This is a genomic window from Rhodobacteraceae bacterium Araon29, from assembly GCA_039640505.1.
Taxonomy (GTDB): Bacteria; Pseudomonadota; Alphaproteobacteria; order Rhodobacterales; family Rhodobacteraceae; genus CABZJG01.
Genome location: CP046865.1, coordinates 1,051,092 through 1,073,234 on the forward strand (window position 1 = coordinate 1,051,092; position 22,143 = coordinate 1,073,234).

The 22,143-nt window shown below is 45.1% G+C and carries 18 protein-coding genes and 2 pseudogenes; 6 read left to right on the forward strand and 14 right to left on the reverse strand.

Annotation, left to right across the window (positions count from 1 at the left end):
- Nucleotides 1-128: 128 nt before the first annotated feature.
- On the reverse strand, nucleotides 129-626 hold the full coding sequence (locus GN278_04870; GenBank protein XAT60205.1) for a hypothetical protein: 498 nt from the start codon (nucleotides 624-626) through the stop codon (nucleotides 129-131).
- Between the two features lie 94 nt (nucleotides 627-720).
- On the opposite strand from GN278_04870, the gene GN278_04875 reads away from it, so the two are divergent.
- On the forward strand, nucleotides 721-2,472 hold the full coding sequence (locus GN278_04875; GenBank protein XAT60206.1) for a dipeptide ABC transporter ATP-binding protein: 1,752 nt from the start codon (nucleotides 721-723) through the stop codon (nucleotides 2,470-2,472).
- A 513-nt stretch (nucleotides 2,473-2,985) separates the two neighbouring features.
- On the forward strand, nucleotides 2,986-5,985 hold the full coding sequence (locus GN278_04880) for an aminotransferase class III-fold pyridoxal phosphate-dependent enzyme (GenBank protein ID XAT60207.1): 3,000 nt from the start codon (nucleotides 2,986-2,988) through the stop codon (nucleotides 5,983-5,985).
- A 348-nt stretch (nucleotides 5,986-6,333) separates the two neighbouring features.
- On the opposite strand, the gene GN278_04885 is transcribed toward GN278_04880, so the two are convergent.
- The 11 genes from GN278_04885 to GN278_04935 form a co-directional block, all read right to left on the reverse strand.
- A complete protein-coding gene (locus tag GN278_04885; GenBank protein XAT60208.1) occupies nucleotides 6,334-7,464 on the reverse strand; it encodes a biotin transporter BioY in 1,131 nt (376 codons plus the stop codon).
- Nucleotides 7,451-7,846, reverse strand: coding sequence for a BlaI/MecI/CopY family transcriptional regulator (locus GN278_04890; protein ID XAT60209.1), 396 nt, complete (start codon nucleotides 7,844-7,846; stop codon nucleotides 7,451-7,453). The genes GN278_04885 and GN278_04890 overlap by 14 nt, the downstream gene beginning before the upstream one ends.
- A 115-nt stretch (nucleotides 7,847-7,961) precedes the next feature.
- Complete coding sequence (locus tag GN278_04895; GenBank protein ID XAT60210.1) at nucleotides 7,962-8,240, reverse strand: hypothetical protein; 279 nt, start codon at nucleotides 8,238-8,240, stop codon at nucleotides 7,962-7,964.
- The gene (locus GN278_04900; protein XAT60211.1) at nucleotides 8,240-9,037 is read right to left on the reverse strand and encodes an ABC transporter permease subunit; all 798 of its coding nucleotides are present in this window, start codon (nucleotides 9,035-9,037) and stop codon (nucleotides 8,240-8,242) included. Before GN278_04900 ends, GN278_04895 begins: the two co-directional genes overlap by 1 nt.
- Entirely contained in the window at nucleotides 9,030-9,911 is an 882-nt protein-coding gene (locus GN278_04905; GenBank protein XAT60212.1) for an ABC transporter permease subunit, read from the reverse strand. The genes GN278_04900 and GN278_04905 overlap by 8 nt, the downstream gene beginning before the upstream one ends.
- Complete coding sequence (locus tag GN278_04910) at nucleotides 9,908-10,993, reverse strand: ATP-binding cassette domain-containing protein (GenBank protein ID XAT60213.1); 1,086 nt, start codon at nucleotides 10,991-10,993, stop codon at nucleotides 9,908-9,910. The genes GN278_04905 and GN278_04910 overlap by 4 nt, the downstream gene beginning before the upstream one ends.
- A gap of 12 nt (nucleotides 10,994-11,005) precedes the next feature.
- The gene (locus GN278_04915) at nucleotides 11,006-12,073 is read right to left on the reverse strand and encodes an ATP-binding cassette domain-containing protein (protein XAT60214.1); all 1,068 of its coding nucleotides are present in this window, start codon (nucleotides 12,071-12,073) and stop codon (nucleotides 11,006-11,008) included.
- Nucleotides 12,074-12,204: 131 nt separating this feature from the next.
- Nucleotides 12,205-13,941, reverse strand: coding sequence for an extracellular solute-binding protein (locus GN278_04920; GenBank protein XAT60215.1), 1,737 nt, complete (start codon nucleotides 13,939-13,941; stop codon nucleotides 12,205-12,207).
- 608 nt (nucleotides 13,942-14,549) lie between these two features.
- Complete coding sequence (locus tag GN278_04925) at nucleotides 14,550-15,713, reverse strand: acyltransferase family protein (GenBank protein XAT60216.1); 1,164 nt, start codon at nucleotides 15,711-15,713, stop codon at nucleotides 14,550-14,552.
- A 450-nt stretch (nucleotides 15,714-16,163) separates the two neighbouring features.
- Complete coding sequence (locus GN278_04930; GenBank protein ID XAT60217.1) at nucleotides 16,164-16,457, reverse strand: hypothetical protein; 294 nt, start codon at nucleotides 16,455-16,457, stop codon at nucleotides 16,164-16,166.
- 408 nt (nucleotides 16,458-16,865) lie between these two features.
- On the reverse strand, nucleotides 16,866-17,285 hold the full coding sequence (locus GN278_04935; GenBank protein XAT60218.1) for a hypothetical protein: 420 nt from the start codon (nucleotides 17,283-17,285) through the stop codon (nucleotides 16,866-16,868).
- Between the two features lie 237 nt (nucleotides 17,286-17,522).
- Between GN278_04935 and GN278_04940 the strand changes: the two are divergent.
- The 4 genes and pseudogenes from GN278_04940 to GN278_04955 all read left to right on the forward strand — a co-directional run bounded on the left by GN278_04940 (nucleotide 17,523) and on the right by GN278_04955 (nucleotide 19,808).
- Nucleotides 17,523-17,693, forward strand: a pseudogene (locus GN278_04940) (transposase).
- Nucleotides 17,694-17,727: 34 nt separating this feature from the next.
- A pseudogene (locus GN278_04945) lies at nucleotides 17,728-17,979 on the forward strand (DDE-type integrase/transposase/recombinase).
- Nucleotides 17,980-18,243: 264 nt separating this feature from the next.
- Nucleotides 18,244-19,170 carry a carbohydrate kinase gene (locus tag GN278_04950; protein ID XAT60219.1) on the forward strand — a complete coding sequence of 309 codons (927 nt, stop codon included), beginning with the start codon at nucleotides 18,244-18,246 and terminating at the stop codon, nucleotides 19,168-19,170.
- On the forward strand, nucleotides 19,167-19,808 hold the full coding sequence (locus GN278_04955; protein ID XAT60220.1) for a phosphoribulokinase: 642 nt from the start codon (nucleotides 19,167-19,169) through the stop codon (nucleotides 19,806-19,808). Before GN278_04950 ends, GN278_04955 begins: the two co-directional genes overlap by 4 nt.
- Nucleotides 19,809-19,950: 142 nt before the next feature.
- On the opposite strand, the gene GN278_04960 is transcribed toward GN278_04955, so the two are convergent.
- The gene (locus GN278_04960) at nucleotides 19,951-21,012 is read right to left on the reverse strand and encodes a WD40 repeat domain-containing protein (GenBank protein ID XAT60221.1); all 1,062 of its coding nucleotides are present in this window, start codon (nucleotides 21,010-21,012) and stop codon (nucleotides 19,951-19,953) included.
- Nucleotides 20,997-21,968 carry a GTP-binding protein gene (locus tag GN278_04965; protein XAT60222.1) on the reverse strand — a complete coding sequence of 324 codons (972 nt, stop codon included), beginning with the start codon at nucleotides 21,966-21,968 and terminating at the stop codon, nucleotides 20,997-20,999. Before GN278_04965 ends, GN278_04960 begins: the two co-directional genes overlap by 16 nt.
- Nucleotides 21,969-22,143: the final 175 nt, after the last annotated feature.

The window sequence follows — 22,143 nt, forward strand, 5'->3', positions numbered from 1 at the left end:
AGCAAGTAGGCAACTGTAGCACTCTGGCGCTTAGCTGTGATCTTATTCGAAAGTGATTAGTGCTTTTTATCAGGCCCTAGTGCATGCATATGTATCTTTATGTTGTAGTCCAGCTTAGTTTTCCCAAATCAAACTGGTGCGTAAGCAGGAGATTGGACATCTCCTGTGATGATTGCGAGCCGTTCAAGCGCTGCCAAAAAGTCAGAAACGTTGGGCCCTTCACAAACCATTACAGCATAAGATGAAATTGCCGACTTCCGTTGGAGCCGAATGCTTTGAAGGGTCATTAAAAAATATTTTTCCTCATTTGTCATTGTTAGGCATGCCTTGGGATGGCTTGTTGCAAAGTAAGAAAAACCGCGAACCCGACCAAGACACATCATATCGATTGCTATTGAAATCGCATGTGCAATGCTTGCTCCGAAAGGAACCGGGAAAATATGTTCTGCTTGCAAAAAACCCGATTTCCACGCCTGAGATTTAGGTTGGTCCAAAGATTCAAAAAAATGTCGTGCAATGCGCAGAACTGAGACTTCAAAGTTATCGAAACGCATATCTTCGATAAAAACTATATCATCCGGGACATAAGGTTGCCCAGTGTGATGGTTTTGTGGATTACCAGCCATTCAAATTCCTCGTTTAACTGTGGAGTTTTGAGGCCTGGCCAGTTTCCGCTGGGCATCGTCATTTTTTCGCTCTTGAGCATAATTGTCAAGTTTTATGCGCGGACTTGCAAAGTTATACGATTCCTGTTTGATTATTCCTGCAAGGTTTAACCCCAGCATTAGTTTTTGCGTAAGAAAAGGACACACCTTGCCCAGCCCAACACAGCCTATTTTAGACATAATTGACTTGTCCATTACGTTACCGGATCGCGCTGACCGGCGCTATGCTGTTGATAATGTCTCCCTTACTGTAAATAGGGGCGAAATTTTGTGTGTTGTTGGAGAGAGCGGGTCGGGAAAATCGGTTATGACAAGTGCCGTTTTGAACGATATCGCTAAGCCATTAAATGTGGAATCGGGTCAGGTTATATTTAATGGAAAAGATGTTTTAAAGCTCTCTCAAAATGAGTTAAATGAGCTGCGCGGTGCGCGTATTTCAATGATTTATCAAGAGCCTATGGCGGCGCTTAATCCCGCGGTTAAAATTGGAAGGCAGGTTGAAGAAGTATTTAGCCTTCACAGACCAGAGATTTCGGCACCACAGCGCAAGATAGAAACAATAAAGCTGTTGGAACAAATGAAGCTTCCTACTCCGGAGCGGATTTATGCAAGTTACCCTCACCAAGTTTCGGGGGGACAATGTCAACGCATTGTGATCGCGATGGCACTGGCTTGCAAACCAGACATATTGATTGCAGACGAGCCAACAACAGCGCTTGACGTGACAACGCAGGCTGAAATTCTGCGTCTAATACAGGATCTAAAAGAGGTTTATGACAATGGAACAATCTTTATAACTCACGACTTTGGGATCGTGGCTGATATTGCCGATCGCGTGGCTGTTATGTGTCAGGGGAAAATTATTGAGCAGGGCTCTAAACAAGAAATTCTTATGCATCCGAAAGAACCTTATACAAAATTGTTGGTCGATGCGATGCCTCTTCTGGAAACCACTCGAACCCCGGATTTAAGCCGCGATGACAAACCTGTTTTAGAGGTTAAGGCTCTACACAAAATTTATGGCACTGCGTCTACAAAAGTTCATGCTTTGAACGATGCAAGTTTTGTGCTTCGAAAGGGCGAAACACTTGGTGTTGTGGGCGAAAGTGGATCAGGTAAGTCCACTTTGGCCAAAACGCTCATAAGACTGATCGAGCCGACATCTGGTTCTGTGATGATAAATCATCAGGATTTTCTAGCTCTATCTGATCGGGATCTTGTAAAAGCGCGTAAAAATATTCAAATGATTTTTCAAGACCCGTTCGGGTCACTTAATCCCTGTCAGACAGTTGGTTACATGGTAACAAGAGGTCTTTTGCTACAAGGGGTGCCCTCCGCCGAAGCACGCCAGCGTGCGGTAAAGTTGCTGTCACAAGTTGGATTGGGTGAGCAGTCTCTCCGGCGAAAACCAATTAATTTTTCCGGGGGTCAACGGCAGAGAATTGGCATTGCCCGTGCGCTTTCGATGGAGCCAGATGTGGTGGTTGCAGATGAAAGCGTTTCTGCTTTAGATCTGTCGGTACAAAAACAAGTGCTTAGATTAATGAATGATCTGCAGAAAAGTTATGAAATGGCCATTATTTTCATTACGCATGATCTTAGAGTTGCTGCTCAGATTTCGGACTATATTACCGTGATGGAAAAAGGGCAAATGGTAGAATTTGGTCCTGCTGATAAGGTTTTTAATAACCCGCAGCATGCTTATACGAAAAAGTTACTGGATGCAGCGCCGGGCTGTGACTGGACACCGCCTAGGCTTGATGCTGAAGAAGCTGCAAGAATTGCAAGAGATCTTGAACAAGCCTAGATTGCATCTTGAGAGTCTTATTTTCAATTTTTTAGAGATTTTCTGCCAATTTAATGGGCATGTTTAGTGTGTGTTTTTTAGCAGATCGCGGCCTATCAGTGTGTTTAAAAGTGCGCAGGAAACCACGGCATTAACAATACGCCTGCACTGCAGCACCCACAATGGCGTTCAATAAGAGCAGTTCTGTGCCAAATCGACAGTATCATAAAGTTCCTAGAATGCAGCCCAGCATTTTTAACTTTAGATTCGCGCTGGTCTTTGGCGCCGCCAAAGAAAGCCGGATTTAATGACCAACTGAATGTCGACTCCCATTAGTGCGAACCACTTAAAACGGGAAAGATCAGCTTGAACCTTCTTTGTTTGGGGTTGTATATCATTTCCATGAAATTAAATTCCTCGTGATGAAATACGAAAGAAGCATGGTTTTCGGTTGTGAAATTTCATTTAATTTTAGACCGTTACGTTTGCTGCACGGTTTACAAACGCAAGCTTAGTTAGGGTAAGGCGCAAACTATGGAGGATTGGGAAAATATCGCGCAACGTCTTTTCGGTGCTTCGGCGAATTTAAAGCCACTCGCAGGAGAATATGATCTAAACTTTCTTGCAACTTGGGATACGCAGTCTTGCATTTTAAAGGTAATGCGTCCGGATTGTGAACACTCGTTTATCGATATGCAAATCAAGGCATTACTTCATCTCAAAGAAAGCGACGAAGCTTTACCTATTCCAGATGTTTATAGGTTCACAGAAAACCGGTTCATTGTGATGGAAAACCAGCGGCTTGTTTGGGCACAATCTCGGCTTGAGGGCGGCGCACTAGCAACAATAAAAGAAAAGCCTGTTGCGCTTCTTGAGGAATTTGGAAGCTATATGGCCCGCATTGATAAATGTTTGGAAGATTTTGATCATCCTAACTTGGGAAGTTCGTACAAGTGGAATCTTTTAAATGGCCTTTGGATTTATGAGCACCTTGACGCAATTAAAGATCTGAAAAGAAGGTCGCTGATTAAATCGATATGTGATCAGTTTTCTAGCCTTCTTCCACAACTACATGCCTTGCCAATTCAAGCTTTGCACAATGATTTTAACGACTACAATGTTCTTGTGCAGACTCATAAACCGGACCATTTCTCAATTTCCGGTTTGATTGATTTTGGTGATATGGCGAAAGGGCCTGCAATAATCGATTTTTCTATCGGTGGTGCCTATTGCCTGCTTGATACAATTCGTCCAATGACAAGTTTTGCGGCCCTCATAAAAGGCTATAACAGTAAGCGGCCTCTGTCCGAAGAAGAAATTGCACTTGCGTATCCTGCGGCGTTAATGCGCTTGGCCGTATCAGTCGTAAATTCAACTTTAGAGGGCGCAAAAAATCCAAACGACCCTTATATTACTATCACCCAAGCGCCGGCTTGGGACTTTTTAGAAAATGCCATGATTGACCCCAACCTGATGGAAGCGCGCCTGCGTGTTGCCTGTGGGTATCCAGTTACTAAAACTGCGGCGCGGGTTTCAGATTTTATTGCCAGAGAAAATGGGAAATTTGCTCCTGTTTTGGATTGTGATCTTGCGTCTGCGGAAGTGGCTTGTGCTTCTGTTGATCACTCCAATATTCCACAAAATCCATTTAGCATAACCAGTGAAGAGGCAGCACAAATTGGATTTGCAGACCAAAGTGATGCGATCTCTATAGGAGGATATGGCGAGCCGCGTCTAATCTATACAGCGCCTTCGTTCATGCTTGGCCATCATATACCAAATGGAAGGAGAACCGTTCATATTGGTGTGGATGTCTTTGTTAAAGCAGGAACTGCAGTAAATGCCCCCCTCGCAGCCAAGGTTCTATGCGTCGAAAATAGGGAAGGACATCTTGATTATGGTGGCATGGTTATCCTGTCACATGTCACTCCTGAAAACGACGAATTTTTCACCTTATATGGACATCTTGATCCCAGTAGCATCGAGCACCTAGATGCTGGAAGCGAAATTTCGGCGGGTGAGTGCTTTGCGAGATTAGGTGACCAAACCCACAACGGAGGATGGAGCCCCCATCTTCACTTTCAATTGGCGCTTTTGACCGATGGGTTGAGCCAAGATTGGCCAGGTGTTGTCGATCCGGTTGAACTTTCCTTCTGGAGTAGAGTTTTTCCAAACCCAGCAGCACTTATGAACCTTTCGAATGAGCAAGTGTCTTATCAAAGGATCGATGAGGCTCAACTTTTGGAAAAGCGTAAAACCAAGTTTGCCCAAAACTTGAAGCTTAGTTATGAAGCGCCTCTTACTTTTGTGCGCGGCTGGAAACATTTTCTATTCGATCAGGATGGCCAGCCCTTTCTAGATGCCTATAACAATGTGCCCCACGTGGGGCATGCGCATCCGCGTATCCGGAATGTGGCCCAGGATCAGTTGGCCAGAGTGAATTCTAACACGCGCTATCTTCATCCCGCGCAGATAGCCTTTGCTGAAAAACTAACGCAAAGAACACCCAACAATTTATCGGTTTGTTTTTTTATAAATTCTGGCTCGGAAGCCAATGAACTAGCGTTTAGATTGGCTCGTGCACATTCAGGTGGCAAAGACACGATCGTCCTGGACGAGGCATATCATGGCAATACTAATGGCACGATTGATATCTCGCCCTATAAATTCAATCGTAAAAATGGAGTAGGTAAGCCCGATTGGGTCGAGATAATTGCATCCCCAGATGATTATCAAGGCGCATTTTTGCGAAATGATCCCCTAGCAGGCGAAAAATTTGCTGCGCTGACGGATGCGGCGCTGGATAACATTCGTAGGCGCGGCGGTCGGCTGGCCTGCTTCATTGCTGAGACCTTTCCGAGTGTTGGGGGACAGATCATTCCCCCTAAAGGATATCTTGAGGCTGTGTACAGCCGCGTCAGAGCTGAAGGCGGCGTCTGTATCGCAGATGAAGTTCAAACTGGTCTTGGCCGTTTAGGAGAAAACTACTTTGCTTTTGAAGAGCAAGGTGTTGTTCCAGATATTATCGTTTTAGGAAAACCTCTTGGAAACGGACATCCCATAGGAGCAGTTATCACAACGCCTGAGATTGCAGCGAGCTTTGACAATGGCATTGAATTTTTTTCGACCTTTGGGGCCTCAACCCTGTCTTGCCGTATAGGAAAAGAAGTTCTCGATATTGTCGACCAAGAAAATCTGTCCCAAAATGCAGAAATTGTTGGCAAACGGCTGCTTGATGGCATGGAATTATTGAAAGAAAAGTATCATGTTGTCGGGGATGTGCGTGGGCGCGGGCTCTTCTTGGGTTTGGAGTTGGTTAAAGACAAAACGTCAAAGATACCGGCGTCGGGTTTGGCAGGCTTTGTCATTGAACGTATGCGGAACAAGCGTGTGCTTTTAGGAACTGAGGGGCCGCATGAGAATGTCTTAAAAATTCGTCCCCCTCTGACCATTGATGCGCCAGCAGCTGATTTTTTGCTTTCGCAATTGGACGAGACTTTAAAGGAAGGCATTGAATTAGGGGGGTTAATTTAAGGGGTCTTGTCCGCCATAATCTCGATTGTACTTCTTTACCAGAACGAGATGGCCATTATTCAAACATTTTGAGAAGGTAACAAAGCTGTTTTCAAAATGGGATTCAGATTTTCAGTTTTGTTAAAAAGGAACTCAATTGGGTTGAAAAAAACAGATACTAACAACATCCATTCCCACTGGAAGATGAACCTCAATCTCCCACGGTAGACTTAATATGTGTGGATAGCCGTATCTCTTTCGTACCGCTTGCATTCCTCTTTATGAGAGCTCAGCGAAGTTAATAGCTCGGTTTAACGTGATAGGGTCAGCGGTATTTACATTAGTAAAATCAAGCAAAAGCTATAGCTCCTATCTCCCAAATCCATTAATTACATCCAATCGCTCTAAGTTCACAATTGTAGAGAGCATAATCCGGTCTTGGCTCCAATCACTTCCTGTATGAATTATGATTGAAGAAAACACGACAAAGGCCATCAATGACAGCATTAGGAACCAGAGTTTGCGTGGCGCCTGCGGTTCTGTGGGTAAATCAAAAAGCGAGGTAACACGGCGTTTTAAAAAACTGACGGAATTAGTGCTCAACGAAAATCTATCCACTCGTGCAAATGCAATAGCAGGCACAATGACTGGCATGCCATCTTTATATTTCAAACTGTTCTGACATACCCTTAAGAGGCATTCACCATAGTCTTTTATACTAATTTTTTTACGTGATAGAATTTGCTGATCGCACGACAGTTCGCGCAATTGATCTACAATACGCTTCCACAAAATAAAGGCGGGGTTCCAGAAAAAGAGGGGCCGGAGAAATTCTAAAGCAATTTCCCAACTGATATCGCCTTGCCGTATATGTTGGAATTCATGCGCCATTGCCATGCGCAGATCCTCTGATCTTTCCAAAAGCGCCAAGGGCATAATGATGTAATGGTTGCGCAAGCCGCGGGTTGAAAAAGGTATCTGTGTGGTTTCGCACACTCGAATGTGGATATTATTGAAGTGGCGCCATTCATAACTATTTTTAATGATCCTGCGTAGCCGGCGTACGCTTAGCGCTGTTCGTAAAGTACTAACAGTAAATCCACCCAATAAGAATATCATGATGAAAAGACTTGTTGTGGATCCTAAGCTGACTATTTCCGTTGTCCACTCATTGCGTAAACTGAGAAATTTTTCAAACTCAGACGCCTTCATTTGAAATCCACCGTCTAGGTAAACTGCGATAGCAAAATCTGACACATTCATTGGAGAATGGCTGCCAAAAATGCCGGTTTTCATGAGCGTAGATAGACCCCAAACAAAAAAAGGACTGATCAAAACAGCAATGAATGTGCTATTTAATAGCCTGAGCATAGATTTGAATTCGCGATAAAATCCGAGCTTACTCAATATAAAATGTACAAATACCCAAGTCAAAAACGCAAATATGATCATTAAATTTGCGTCGATGTACGCATTTAAAAGAGCATTACCCAGAACCATTTTTCAATCTCCTATCCAGAAGTGCTCGAATCTCCTCTAATGATTCTTCGGTCAAATCGGTGTCATCAACGAGCCGAGCCACAAGCGAGGCGGGTGTATCGTCAAATAATTTTTCTGACAGGTTTTTGAGTGAGCGTGCCTGATACGCATCTTTTGCCAGCAAAGGTTGATAGACAAAAGTTTTTCCTTGTTTCGTACTGATTACAAATTCTTTTTGTTCCAATATTCTAAGGATTGTTGCCGCTGATGTGTAAGCTAAATTGCGGCCCTCTTCGAGGTTGGCAAGAACATCTCTCACAGAGCCAGTTTGGATATTCCAAAGAACAGTCATGAATTCCAACTCGACTTCCGTTAGAAATTCACTTTTCTTTTTTTGCCGCATTCTGACTTGTCCTTAACACCGTGAAGCTACCCAACCCAATTTCGTTTTCTAACTAAATACTAAGTCTTTCGTTTTTCCAAGGAAATTCTTGAAGAAGCTCGTTTTTGCAAAGGAATTAAACTTTTGTAAAACAAAATACGGCCCAAGCAAGACTGATAAAAACAGGGCCCCAAAGCGGCATTCCCATAAGCCCTAACCAAGCTAGGAAAATATAGACACTACCCAAAAGAGTGATGAAAAGCCGGTCCCCCCGAGTGGTTTTAAGACCCAAAATGCCCCGACGTTCGGCCCCTCCGGGTGCGCGAATTTCCAAAATTGTAATCACGCCCATTGCCGAAAAAATCCCAATAAAGATTAAGGCCGTCGGCCAAGTCCATGCCATCCAAGTAAACATTACACCCTCCCTAGAGCAAAGCCTTTGGCGATATAGTTTCGAACAAAATAAATCACGATCGCCCCGGGAATAATTGTCAGTGTTCCAGCTGCAGCAAGCAGTCCTAATTCATATCCTGCACTTGATGCGGTTTTGGTCATAGTCGCCGCAATCGGCTTGGCTTCGACGGCGGTTAACGTTTTTGCAAGCAAAAGCTCAACCCAGGAAAACATAAAACAGAAAAATGCCGCTACGCCGACACCTGCCTTGATCGTGGGCAGGAAAATTGTCACAAAAAACCGGGGAAATGAATATCCATCAACAGCGGCTGTTTCATCGAGTTCTTTAGGAACGCTGCTCATAAATCCTTCTAAAATCCACACGGCCAGAGGGATATTGAAAAGGCAATGCGCCAAAGCCACTGATAAATGCGTATCAAATAATCCAACTGCTGAATACAATTGGAAAAACGGCAAGGCAAAAACAGCTGCGGGTGCCATTCGATTGGTCAAAAGCCAGAAAAATAGCTGTTTGTCGCCCAAGAAACTATACCTGGAAAACGCATAGGCCGCAGGAAGCGCAAAGGCCACTGAAATCACAGTATTAAGCGAGACATAGATTATGGAATTTATATAACCCCAATACCAGGTTGGGTCTGTAAAGATAACTCGGTAGTTTTCAAATGTCCAAGTTTGCGGGAAAAGCGAAAAGCCTGAGAGTATTTCACCGGTTGTTTTAAAGCTCATGGCCACCAGCCAATAAATTGGAAGCAATAAAAACAGAATATAGAGGATGGGAACCAAAGACCGTTTAGACATCTTTATCGCCTCCTTTTGAGCTTTCTTGCGTCATCAAGGTGTAAAACAACCAAGAGACAAGCAGCGTGATAGCAAAATAAATCAACGACATGGCGGCCGCTGGCCCAAGATCAAATTGGCCAAGAGCTATTTTGACAAGATCAATTGACAAAAGCGTGGTGGAATTTCCCGGACCGCCCCCTGTGAGTACAAAAATCTCGGTATAAATATTGAAGCTGTCCATAAAGCGAAGCAGGATCGCGATGGTCAACACCTGCTTCATTTTAGGCAATTGGATATAGCGAAAGACTGACCAATTGGATGCCCCATCTATTTTTGCAGCTTGGTAATAAGCATCTGGTATCGACACCAGTCCAGCATAACACAGCAATACGACAAGCGATGTCCAATGCCATACATCCATGGTGATGATGGTAATCCACGCTGCCAGTGGATTTTGGGTCATATCATAATCGATGCCCAATGAATGGTTCATGAAATACCCAAGCAAACCGATATCGGGCAAAGTAAAGATGTTCCACATCGCCCCCACGACATTCCAAGGAATGAGCATTGGCAATGCCATCAACACAAGGCACACCGGCACCCATAGCCCCTGTCTTGGCATCGACAAAGCAATGGCAATACCCAAGGGAACCTCAATGATTAAAATCAAACCGGTAAATAGAAACTGTCGGCCAAGTGCGGCATGAAACCGATCCGAATGGAGCAATTTTTCAAACCAACCAAGACCTTCCCAGAAAAACAGATTATTACCAAAGGTTTCTTGCACCGAATAATTGACCACGGTCATCATTGGGATGAGCGCGTTAAAAGCCACCAAAAGCACGACCGGAAGGACAAAGAACCATCCTCTATGATTTAGGGTTTTCATTGTGTTTCCCCACTTCTTTGGGTGGCAATCCAGCCATTTTGGTAAAGCCGTGTTTTTGCAGGATCAAATGTTAACCATATGGCTTCACCTTGTACCGGCGGTGCATCTTCAACCACAGCTTTGACGACATGATCGCCAACCATCGCCTCAACAATACTCAACCGGCCCACATCCGAAACAGAGCGCACAGTGGCCGCCATCCCTTGGGTGCCAAGTGTCACAAACTCTGGACGGATACCAATTTGAAGCTCGCCAGAGGTCCCTTTCATAATCGGTCCTTCAAGTTCAATCTTTTTGCCATTGAACAGGGCTGCTCCGTTTTGGACCTGACAGGGTAAAACATTCATTCCCGGCGACCCAATGAAATGGCCGACAAACGTATGAGAAGGTCTTTCAAACAACTCAATCGGCGTGCCAATTTGAACGATTTGACCATCCTGCATCACCACCACTTGATCCGCGAATGTAAGCGCCTCGGTTTGGTCATGGGTCACATAGATCATTGTGGCTTTGACCTTCTGGTGCAACTCTTTGAGCTTCGAGCGCAGCTTCCACTTCAAATGTGGGTCAATTACGGTCAGAGGTTCATCAAACATGACCACATTCACGTTTTCACGCACCAATCCCCGCCCCATAGAAATTTTTTGTTTGGTGTCTGGGGCCAATCCAGAGGCATGGATGTTAAGCAATTCGGTCAATTCAAGCATTGCTGCAATCTCATGCACCCTAACCTTGACAGTTGCTTCGTCAACAGAGCGGTTGCGCAATGGAAAAGCTAAATTGTCGTAGACCGTCATAGTGTCGTATATAACCGGAAATTGAAAAACCTGTGCGATGTTCCGTTGGTCAGGGGCAAAGCTGGTAACATCTTTGCCATCAAATAAAACTTGCCCATCCGAGGGCGTCAAAAGTCCTGAAATAATGTTCAGTAAAGTCGACTTTCCGCAGCCAGAAGGACCAAGCAGCGCATAAGCACCACCGTCATCCCAGTCAAGATTGATTTCCTTAAGTGCATAATCGTCTAAATCCCGCGGAGAGGGAAGATAGCTATGACGCAGATTGGATAATGTTATTTTTGCCATTTCAGTTTCGCCCTAAGCTAAGAGGTCGCCATCAGGCGCAAAATAAAAGCACCTTGAGGGATCAAGATAGAAACTATGGTCAGTGCCAATATTGTAATGATGCACGCCGCGTGCCAGAGAAACCCAGTTGCTTGACCCTTCCATTGAGAAATGGGCGCTGCTTTCCGAACCACTGAGTTCAGTGACAAGCACCCGTCCCGGAATTTCAACCCATGCCGTTCCAGACTTTATCGGAGTGACATGGTTAGGCCGAACCGCAACCATATAAGTGCCATCTTTCAAATCAGCCGCAGCTCCTGAAACCTCCCAACTCACGTTGGTGTTTAACTGCACCGACCGACCGCGCTTTGTCACCCTTGCCGAATTAATCGGAGGGTTGGAAAAAACGCGCGCAGAAGTGAGGTTTTTGGGGTTTCTATAAATGCTTGCTGTCCCGCCAAATTGAGTGATCTGGCCATCATGTACCAATGCTGTTTTTCCCCCCAACAACAAGGCTTCCTCGGGTTCTGAGGTGGCATAAACCACCACTGATCCGCGTCCAGAAAACAAGTCTGGCAATTGTTCACGCAATTCTTCGCGCAATTTGTAGTCTAGATTTGCCAAAGGCTCATCAAGAAAGACTGCTTTGCTTTCCTTTGCAATCGCCCGCGCTAAAGCGGTTCTTTGCTGCTGGCCTCCTGATAGCTCATGCGGGCGGCGGTATAGCATGGGCCGCAATTGCAAAATATCTGCTGCATCCTCAACGCGGCGCTCAATTTCCGGTTTTGAATAGCCGGCCACGCGGAGTGGGGATGCAATATTTTCAAATACTGTCATATGTGGATAATTTACGAAAAATTGATGCACCAAGCTAATGTTCCGCTTTTGCGTCGATAGTTTTGTGATGTCTTGGCCATCGAGAAAAATTTGACCGCTAGCAACCGGATCCAGTCCAGCCATCAATTTTATCAAAGACGATTTGCCAGCGCCTGTTTCGCCCAGAAGAACATTAAAATGGCCTGGCTCTAAACTCAGGCTAGTAGGCTTAATATGGGTCACGCCTTTGACGGATTTGCTGATATTTTTCAGTTCTAGGGTCATTTATGATTTCTTTTTCAAAGCTGCCTATGGCGCGTTTTGGATCTTGTGTTTTGGAATTTTAGAAAGTTGACCGGGGGCGCTAGCCCCCGGTCGTTTTGGGTAAATTAAGCCCGTTCTTTCAACTCTTTAGATCACTTTGTCGCCCAACGAGCAACCAGTTCATCATAGTTTACGGTTTTACCCTGCGGCTTCTCGTTCGCCAATGGGGGCTTCGCACCACCGTTAGCATACCAGTATTCCGCATCTTTTTCGTCATTCAGACGAGGTCCACATCCACCGTAGACATTGGCTGCCTCATCAGCGGCTTGCATACGCGCCATTGTGACATCCATTTCTTCAGCCAATCGGTTCATAGCCTCTTGCGGTGTAAACGCGCCTGAGTTCACATCTCCAATTTGCTGCCACCAGATTTGAGCCAGCTTTGGATAATCAGGTACGTTAATACCGGTTGGCGACCATGCGACCCGATCAGGTGAGCGATAGAACTCGACCAAACCACCTAGCTTTGACGCACGCTCGGTGAAAGAAGCGTGGTTGACGCTACTATCACGGATGAATGTCAAACCAACATGAGATTTTTTCACATCGACAGTTTTTGAAACAACAAACTGTGCATATAGCCACGCTGCTTTGGCACGCTCTTCAGGCGTAGATTTTAAGATCGTCCAAGATCCCACATCCTGATAGCCAACTTTCTGCCCTTCTTCCCAATATGGACCATGCGGGCTTGGCGCCATCCGCCAAAGTGGAACGCCGTCGGCGTCAACTGTGTTGTTGCCGGCAGATTGTGGTGCCACCATGTCCGCAGTAAAGGCTGTATACCAGAATATTTGCTGGGCTACGTTACCTTGGGCAAGTGCTGGCAACGACTGGTAAAAGTCATAGCTGGCCGCACCAGGAGGTGCATATTTACGCAACCATTCGTCCCATTTGCGAATAGCATACACCGCCGCAGGACCGTTTGCTGCGCCGCCGCGGCTTACAGAAGCGCCCACCGGATTACAGGTACCCGCTTCCATGCGAATGCCCCATTCGTCGATCGGAATACCGTTTGGCTCGCCTTTTGAACCAGCACCGGCCATTGAAAGCCATGCATCAGTCATCCGCCAACCAAGGTCTGGCGCGCGCTTACCATAATCCATATGGCCATAAATCGCCGTTCCATCGATTTCTTTGACATCCGTCGAAAAGAACTCAGCGATATCTTCATAGGCGGACCAATTCACGGGCACACCAAGATCATATCCATACTTCGCTTTAAACGATGCCTGCAGATCTTCGCGGTCAAACCAGTCTTTGCGGAACCAGTAAAGGTTGGCAAATTGCTGATCTGGCATTTGATACAGATCACCATCTGGGCCAGTGGTAAACTGGGTTCCCATGAAGTCGCCTAAATCCAATCCAGGGTTGGTAACATCCGCACCGGCCCCAGCCATAAAGTCTGTCAAGTTGACAGCCAGTTGCAATCGTGAGTGCGTGCCGATCAGGTCACTGTCGTTGACATAAGCGTCATAAAGGTTCCGACCGGTCTGCATTTGAGTCTGCACAGCCTGTACAACTTCACCTTCGCCCAAAATCTGGTGATTCACCTTGATACCAGTGATGTCCTCAAATGCTTTTGTCAGCACCTCAGATTCGTACGAATGAGTTGGTATGCCCTCAGACAGAACGTTAATTTCCATACCTGAAAACGGCGTTGAAGCCTGAATGAACCATTGCATTTCTGCAAGCTGTTCATCTTTGGTCAGTACAGATGGTTGAAATTCTTGATCAATCCATTTTCGAGCTGCTGCTTCATCAGCCACAACCGAACTGGTCCCCGCAATGACGGCAGAAGCCGCAACTGCGGAGAAAAAATACTTGCGCATTTCATCTCCTCCCATGAGTTATATTTGTCGATATGAACCGACGGCTTTATAGTCAGATAAAGTCTATAAGATTGTCAACTAAAACTTTAGTAGAAAAGATTTTTTATTTTTTATGTAATTAAAACAGTTAGATAGATATTTTTTAGGCTCTAACGTCAAGCTTCTCAATAGATTTGGACTTGATTCTCATAGGCTCGTCTAACCCAATATCTGCTCATAACGGTTTGCCTAGCTAGCAGATAGGGTCTGTTTTTTAACCGGTCTATGCTAAGGGTTGCTAGATATAAATGTCCCGTTCTTGAGATAGAAAAAGACTAAGGTTCGGGCAGCCTGCGCGATGCTGGAAAACCCGCTAAAAGACAAACGGAAAGCAAAAAACATTTTATGGGCACTAAAATCGGTTGTTTTAAATAAAATAAATTACATAAAAATAATATTGTACTACTTTCACTTCCTCTGGCCGTTGATATCAGGTTTTCGCTTGAGTTGCTTTTATATAAAAGAATACAAGACTTGGCTATGTAAAAGGGAACTCAATTGGGTCAAAAACTGTCGAGCTATCATGAAACAAGAGGACAAAGATTTAAATATAACGCATATCAGGCCCTTTAGAAGTGCTGAGTAATTTTCTTCAATCCGCTCGAACTCACTTTGAATTTGGAGTTCTTGTACCCATTAAAAACCCAATCGAGTGGCGTGTAATATATAAACACGTAGTAAATTAGCAATGAGCCGAGTAGTCCGGCGAGACAGCTAGCAATGATTACAAATATAGAGCTATAGCCTGCCAATATTAACGTTGCGCCAATGTAATAGACGAATACAAGATGAAATGCATAAACTGGATAGGATAGTCGTACTAACAGTGAAAGCAGTGCACCACCAGATGTGATCATCCTGGTTGCAAAGCCAATCAAAGCGAGCACAAGCATCACAGTAGCCAATGCCGAAAAACCGTTCACAATCCACATTTCTAAGTTACCAGAGAACGCAAATGGTTCATCTTTCATAATTCCCCAAGCCATCAAGGCCACTGGCACAAAACTAAATACTCCGAGAGATGGAGCGAAAAATTTTGTTTTTTGAATATTTTCAATAAATGCTTGGCTATAGAATAATTGCATCCCAATCACGAAAAACACGAGCATAAATAGCAGTGAGCCAAATTTTAAATCTCCGAATATTAAAGGGATTTCAGCAAATATACCCCCAGTCGGACGAGCTAAAGGAGTTAGCAGAATTAATATGGGAAGCCAGAAGCCAAAAATGAGACCATAGCTTAACTTTATCTTTGTAATTCGTGCGAAATCCTTTGGTGCAAGCAATGTTATCACAAAGGTAATTAGATAAAAAATTAACAGGTAGTAAAGAAACCAAAGATGATCAAGGCGAAGTGTAAAAGGCTGTCCAGATATAAGCCATGATAAAAGTTCAGGCAATTTAACCATTTGCGCTTGCGTTTCATCAACTGCTGGAATGAATAACCAAAGCAAAAGGATGGGTGCGCCAAGTCTAAAAACCCTATTGATTGTATAACTTCCAGATGAGCGCTTTGATAAACTAAGGCAGGTAAAAAAACCTGCCAATAACATAAATAGCGGCATCCGCCATGAATGAATCCAGATAAAGAGCATTGCGGCTAAAGGTCTTGGTTCAGATCCATCAATTGGTTCCAAATATAGTGATAACCCGTGCAGAAGAACGCCTGTTAGCAACGCGAAAGCACGCAAAAAATCAAGATTATGATAGCGTTTAGAAAGGTCAGTATCCATATTTACAATTTACTTTCGCATTTAAATACGCTGGTTAAATTTCCAACGCTAAATTTAAGTGGTTAATAACATTCCTTTGATTTATCCTGCTTAATCATTTTCGTAAAATCAAGATGGAAAGTACAAAGTTAATTTATTACTTTTTTAGGCTTCAAAGGATGCTGTCAGCCTAACCACCTCAAGCATCAGAAGCCTTGAGAGCGTGCGTTCTATGAGGAAATAAGAGAGCGCCACTCTGTCACAGCAGCGTCACTATCCAGCCTACACTCGTTTGGAACCATAGGCGCTGATCTTAGGTTGGCAAAGCATGTTAAGGATCGAAAAAATAGCAAAACCAAAAATAGATTTGGTCTTTAATGTCGCCTATAGAGCATGTCTTTATTTCTATATTTTTAAAGCCCCTGTGTAGCGGGTGTCATCCCGACAGCTATCAGTAAAGTGCGCGTAAGGTTATTCATCTATTAACATACCAGAGATTGACCGCGTGTGACGCTCTTCTGTTGACCATTCCTCAAGCCAAGGCCTAATCTTATCTAAATGAGTTAGGGAAACTTCTTGATCTTCGGCAATCTTGTCAATTGAGGGAGAAATTTTAACAAGATACACTTCACCATCAACCTCTGAAAGGAAACGCTGCTGATTAAATAGCTGCCGACATCTTTCATTATGTAATTTCAATTCCTCTATAACGTCTTCAAGGAAATTTGGCTTTGGTTTAAATCTGACAATGCTAAGAACTTTCAATTTAAAGTCTCCAATGCTTTGCCGCAGAATAACCTAGCCAAGGAATATGTGAAGTCAGAAAATATTTCCCGATTTTTGGTCGAACCTTTTCCAAAATAATTATGCGTCTTACATCCTTACACCGCTAGGGCCGCTCGTTTTTGCCCCCCTGCTTTTTGAAGCTTAGAAGCAAATCGAAGATGGTGCTTTCTTGAATTGCGACTTGCTAGTGTAGATATGCCGATTCATTGAGCGCGGTTTTGGTAAACTAATCCAAAATCAACATCTGTCGTATGAAGGATGTGATGTTCATTTCAGCGTCATACCTCCCTGTTGGACTGACCCAGCAATTACGCGAGGTCTTTTTTACGGATCGATTAGGGAACCACTGCACTAAAAAGCAGCCGCTGCTGCAGTTGTTGGCTTGCTTTATTGTTTCAGTAGCAAGCTGGCTATTTCTTCACCAACTGCTGGATGATCAAAAAAGGGTAAATTTCTGCAGATGACCGCCAAGTATTTTGGGTTTTTTGTTTCTTGATATTTGCTCCACTGCTCTGACACCAACATCTTTCGCTGTTCATATTTGCTTGGTTGCTCTGCAGTCGGCTCTTCTGCTTGCGAATTGTTAAAGATTTTGTCCCATCCAGCCCGATACTGTGGTGTCGAAACACTTGAAAAGTGGCTAATCGAACTCTGTGAAGCTGATTTGGGAGCGTCGCTTTTCTTTGTAGCATCTCCAGATTTGCCGGCTGTTTCTTGTGCCTTGTTTTCTGCACTTGCTTTAGTGGCATCACTTTTTGCAGTGGTTTGCTTTGCATCCGCTTTGCTAGTTTTGTTTTTTTCACTCATGATAGCTCTTTTGTGCAACTTTTATGATCTTTTGTAGTCCATTGCCAAATTTTGATCAGTTGCACAAGTATCGTCTGTGCAGCATTTCTATGCCTTTATGGTCACTGGAGTAACCTCTGCACCACGAAAACAGCCGCTGCTTGCAGTGGTGGCGTGATGAAGTTGGCGCATGGGCAAATCATCCAAAATTGAAGTTTATCGTACAACAAAGATGACTTTCTTTTGAGCGTTGGTTCCCGAGTTGAACTGCTCAACGCAGAGATCTTCTACACCTTGAGGGAAGCACAAATCATCATCGAACAATGGAGACATCACTACAACACTAAGAGACCACAAAGTGCATTGGGCTATCGTCCAACAGCGCCCGAAACCATCACACCGATGGACCAAAGGCCTATCATGCACTAACAATCGTCTTGGACCAATCAGACGGGGCTAGGCACTGGGCTGTGCAGATAAGCAAGTTACACAGCGGTGGGCAAATAACAGGGCGGAGAATTCACACTTACCTTTTCGACGAAGAGAGCGCGCGATGCTGCGATTTAGGCGTATGCACAGTCTCCAAAAGTTTGCTTCAATCCACGCCTCATTTTACAATCACTTCAATTCACAAAGGTCACTATCAACTCGCATTAACTTCAAGCTAGGCCGCGACGCTGCTCTTACAGAGTGGCTCTCTCTTATCGCCTTGTAGAATCCTCGCTCTCAAGGCTTCGGATGCTTGAGCCGGTTTGTATGACAGCACTGTGCTGAGAAATGGGGCTAGACATGGCCTACAAAGATGATCACGAATATTCAACGTTTTACATTCGAGAAAGAATACTCAAGAGAAAGTTTGAAGATGTCTAATTTCTCTAGCCACTGCTGTGACGATCGCTTATTTTTTTGCCAGAGGCTGAGCAAAGAAGAAAATGATATGAGCAAGTTCAAGCAATGGCTTTGGAAAGGATAAGGACCGATGATCCTGTGCTGTGGTGAAGCTTTGATCGATATGATCCCTGAAAAAACATCTTCAGGCAGAGATGCCTTTGTGCCGCATCCGGGCGGCGCAATTTACAACACTGCCGTTGCTTTGGGACGTTTGGGTGCGCCTTCTGGCATGCTTACAGGTCTTTCAAACGACATTTTTGGTCAGCAACTTTGCCAGGGTCTAAAAGCTTCAAATGTGGATATTGATCATGTTATTTTTAGTGATCGACCAACCACTTTGGCATTTGTTCAGTTAATAGATGGACAAGCCAGCTATAGTTTTTATGACGAAAACTCTGCTGGCCGCATGTTGGCGCCTTCTGATCTTCCTTTGATATCCCAAAATGTTAACGCTTTGTATTGTGGCGGTATTAGCCTGGCGTGCGATCCATGTTCTGAGGCCTATGAAACATTGTTAGAACGAGAGCACAAACGCCTTGTCGTTATGTTGGATCCGAATGTCAGGACAACTTTTATAGAAGATGCGGACCGCTATCGCAGCAGAATTATGAAAATGATGTCTCTTGCAGATATTGTTAAGGTGTCAGACGAGGACTTAGAATGGATTATCAAGAACCCCAGTTCGTCGGAGCATAAGGCCAAATCCATTCTTGGAATAGGCGCAGGTTTGGTAATTTTGACTCGGGGAAACTTAGGTGCAACGGCGTATCTTAAGGATGGCATAACGGTGCATGTGCCGGCAGAAAAAGCTGATGTTATTGATACTGTCGGGGCGGGCGATACGTTTAACGCAGGCTTTCTTTCAAAGCTTTCTGAATTGGATTTTTTGCAAAAGGAAAGCTTACCTAAAATATCCGCTAACGCTGTTGAACAAGCTTTGCAATTTGGAGCGAAAGTTGCAGGTGTGACTGTGTCGCGTGCGGGGGCAAACCCGCCTTGGGCAGCAGAGCTATGAGCAAGGGCACAAAAACAGCAGTGCCGACTAACATTGACGATCTTATCAAAATAATTTTCCACCTTTCGGCAGCAAAATCCCGCTTTATTGTCGCCATCGCTGGCCCCCCTGGATCAGGTAAGTCAACCCTATCAAATCACTTGGCAAAGTGTTTGGGGCCATCTGCGAAAGTCCTGCCAATGGATGGGTTTCATCTTGATAATGATCGCTTGCAAGAAATGAGTCTGCTGCCCCGTAAAGGTGCGCCTGAGACATTTGATGCGATGGGCCTTTTGGAGCTTATGCGCAAGATGCGGGACAAGAAGATGTTTTTGTATCCGACTTTCGATCGACAAGAAGATAAAACAATCCCGAACTCGGGTGGCATAACTGAGGAAGACAAAATTGTATTGGTGGAAGGTAACTACCTTCTTTTAAAGGGGCCGCCTTGGTCTGAGCTTTCTCAATTTTTCGACTTAACAGTGGCTTTGGATGTTTGCCGCGAAACTCTTCAATCCCGGCTTATCGCCCGATGGGTCAATCATGGTTTGTCTGAGGTTGACGCGCGCGCACGTGCCTTAGGCAATGACATGGTGAATGTTACTTGTGTTCTGGAAAATTCGCTTACAGCGGATTATAAACTAAGACTGAACATATAGTTTCGTTTTACATCCAAGAAAAACCAAATCGGTTCTTTGGAAGCATTTTCATTAGTTTATTTTGTTCGGCTACTGGCTGCTAGAATGAAGTTACCTCATGGGTGTTTCTGCCACCGCCACGACTTTCAATAGATTTGGCATTTTACTTTCCTGCCCAAAGCGGCGCCCATAAAATATGCCCTTTTTCATCGCCAATGAGCACGTGTGACAAAGAGGCTGTTACGGCAATGGCTGTCACCTCAATACCCGTTGCGCCTCTCAAAACGATTGCATCCTTACTCTCGTCAAGTTCGGCTAATAGCACTGTGCCGTCCCTAAAGCCTGTAAAAACTGCATTTTCCCCAGACAGAGCGCTTACACAGGTTGCTATTTGTTTGCCGCCATGAGCCACGCAAACGGGTGAACGGTCCAACGGGCCATGCGTGCCATCAAATGGCCAGCAGATCGCTTCGTCGGCCCCAGATGTGGCAAGATAGGGGGTATCACCAATCCAAGCAAAGCTCTTTATCTTTGCAGGATATCCTGCCACCGCCAAGTCACCTTTGTCACGTAGACGCCATCCGTGGAGCGCCTTTTCCTGCATAGCTGTAACAACGTACTTTCCATCTGGACTGAAGGTCACAGCGCCATGAAAACCTTTCCAAACCAGTTTTGATGATTTCCACCGACGCTCGCGGCGCTCCCACAGTGTTACGCCGCCATAATGCGCCACGGCCAAACGTTTGCCTTTTGCATCAAAGGCTATTCCTCCCACCGTGCTAACATGCTCTAGCAATGTGGCTTTTGGTTGCCCCTTTGACCAAACATGTGCTGTTCGGCCCGATGAACAGGCATAATGATCAGGGCTTGTGGCAACGCAATCAACCCATTTGGTGCCGAAGCTAGCCAGTTCCTTAATGCTGCCGTCAGGCGAAATACGAAGGAACCGACCATCATCTCCGCCGGTTACAATATGATCTCCATCAGCTGCCATACAAAGAACTACGCCTGTATGCGCCTGTGTCACAGTGTGCGGCAGGCCGGGACGGAAGAACCGTATAGTCCCATCTCCAAACCCTACAGCAATGCAATCCGGTAGGGAAACCGCTCCTGTCACGGGTGCTTCGAGCTCAAGGCGCATGCCTCTGCGCTCTAGCTCTGTCTCTTCGAACCTTTGGCTAGGCTGCTGACGGGGCGGTAAATCCGAAATTACACCGTCTTGCAAGCTTCAAACCCTTCCCTCAGCCCCATATTTTCAACATTTCGGCCGATGAAGACGACGCGCGAGCTGCGCGGTTTGCCCTTTGGCCAAGCCCCCATTGGCGATCCGTCCATCAGCATATGAACCCCTTGAAAAACATAGCGTTCCTCGTGACCTTCAAAGTCAAGGATGCCTTTCGATCTTAAAATATCTTGGCCACGTGTTTGTAAAAGTTGTCCGAACCAGGTTTGGAATTTATCAAAGTCAAGCTTAGTATCAGAAACAAAAGAGACACTAGTGATATCATCGTCGTGGTCGTGATCGTGGTCAGAATCGAGGAAGTCTGGTTCCACCTCAAGCACACGGTCCAAGCTGAACGCATTTAGTCCGACGACTTCTTCAAGCGGTACCGCACAACGCGCAGTTCTGATGATTTTAGCGTAAGGGTTGATTTTACGGATGCGCGCCTCAACACTTTCAAGGTTGTTGACATCGATAAGATCGGTCTTGTTCAACAAGACAACATCCGCGAATGCGACTTGCTCTTCAGCCTCGTGATGCTCGCCCAATTGTGTATCAAGGTGCACCGCATCTGCTACCGTGACAATTGCATCCAATTTGGTACGGTCGGCGACTTCTTGATCAACGAAGAACGTCTGAGCGACAGGGGCGGGATCTGCAAGGCCGGTTGTTTCGACAATGATTGCGTCAAGCTGGTCTGCACGCTTCATCAGACCGCCGAGAATGCGAATTAAGTCACCACGCACAGTACAGCAAATACAGCCATTATTCATTTCAAAAACTTCTTCATCAGCATCGACAACCAGATCATTGTCGATACCTTCCTCTCCAAATTCATTCACGATCACGGCGTATTTCTTGCCGTGACGTTCAGTGAGGATGCGGTTCAATAGGGTGGTCTTTCCGGCACCAAGAAAACCGGTCAATACCGTTACTGGCACTTGTGAAGATTGTTCCATGATTTTTCCTTTCAATGGGCTGGAATGCGGGCGAGCGTACTCACAGGTCGGCAGCTGGCATTTCTTTTATCAGTTTGTAATCTATGAATGTCGCAATGCCGCTAACAGACTGCATAAATTCCGGTATGTAAAAGACCGACAGCCTGCATAAGATGTGCGTCTTGGCCTTTTATTC

Excerpts from the sequence above, each read along its gene's own strand:
- GN278_04870 (XAT60205.1), bottom strand. The coding sequence starts at position 626 with ATGGCTGGTAATCCACAAAACCATCACACTGGGCAACCTTATGTCCCG.
- GN278_04875 (XAT60206.1), top strand. The coding sequence starts at position 721 with ATGCGCGGACTTGCAAAGTTATACGATTCCTGTTTGATTATTCCTGCA.
- GN278_04880 (XAT60207.1), top strand. The coding sequence starts at position 2,986 with ATGGAGGATTGGGAAAATATCGCGCAACGTCTTTTCGGTGCTTCGGCG.
- GN278_04885 (XAT60208.1), bottom strand. The coding sequence starts at position 7,464 with ATGGTTCTGGGTAATGCTCTTTTAAATGCGTACATCGACGCAAATTTA.
- GN278_04890 (XAT60209.1), bottom strand. The coding sequence starts at position 7,846 with ATGCGGCAAAAAAAGAAAAGTGAATTTCTAACGGAAGTCGAGTTGGAA.
- GN278_04895 (XAT60210.1), bottom strand. The coding sequence starts at position 8,240 with ATGTTTACTTGGATGGCATGGACTTGGCCGACGGCCTTAATCTTTATT.
- GN278_04900 (XAT60211.1), bottom strand. The coding sequence starts at position 9,037 with ATGTCTAAACGGTCTTTGGTTCCCATCCTCTATATTCTGTTTTTATTG.
- GN278_04905 (XAT60212.1), bottom strand. The coding sequence starts at position 9,911 with ATGAAAACCCTAAATCATAGAGGATGGTTCTTTGTCCTTCCGGTCGTG.
- GN278_04910 (XAT60213.1), bottom strand. The coding sequence starts at position 10,993 with ATGGCAAAAATAACATTATCCAATCTGCGTCATAGCTATCTTCCCTCT.
- GN278_04915 (XAT60214.1), bottom strand. The coding sequence starts at position 12,073 with ATGACCCTAGAACTGAAAAATATCAGCAAATCCGTCAAAGGCGTGACC.
- GN278_04920 (XAT60215.1), bottom strand. The coding sequence starts at position 13,941 with ATGCGCAAGTATTTTTTCTCCGCAGTTGCGGCTTCTGCCGTCATTGCG.
- GN278_04925 (XAT60216.1), bottom strand. The coding sequence starts at position 15,713 with ATGGATACTGACCTTTCTAAACGCTATCATAATCTTGATTTTTTGCGT.
- GN278_04935 (XAT60218.1), bottom strand. The coding sequence starts at position 17,285 with ATGAGTGAAAAAAACAAAACTAGCAAAGCGGATGCAAAGCAAACCACT.
- GN278_04950 (XAT60219.1), top strand. The coding sequence starts at position 18,244 with ATGATCCTGTGCTGTGGTGAAGCTTTGATCGATATGATCCCTGAAAAA.
- GN278_04955 (XAT60220.1), top strand. The coding sequence starts at position 19,167 with ATGAGCAAGGGCACAAAAACAGCAGTGCCGACTAACATTGACGATCTT.
- GN278_04965 (XAT60222.1), bottom strand. The coding sequence starts at position 21,968 with ATGGAACAATCTTCACAAGTGCCAGTAACGGTATTGACCGGTTTTCTT.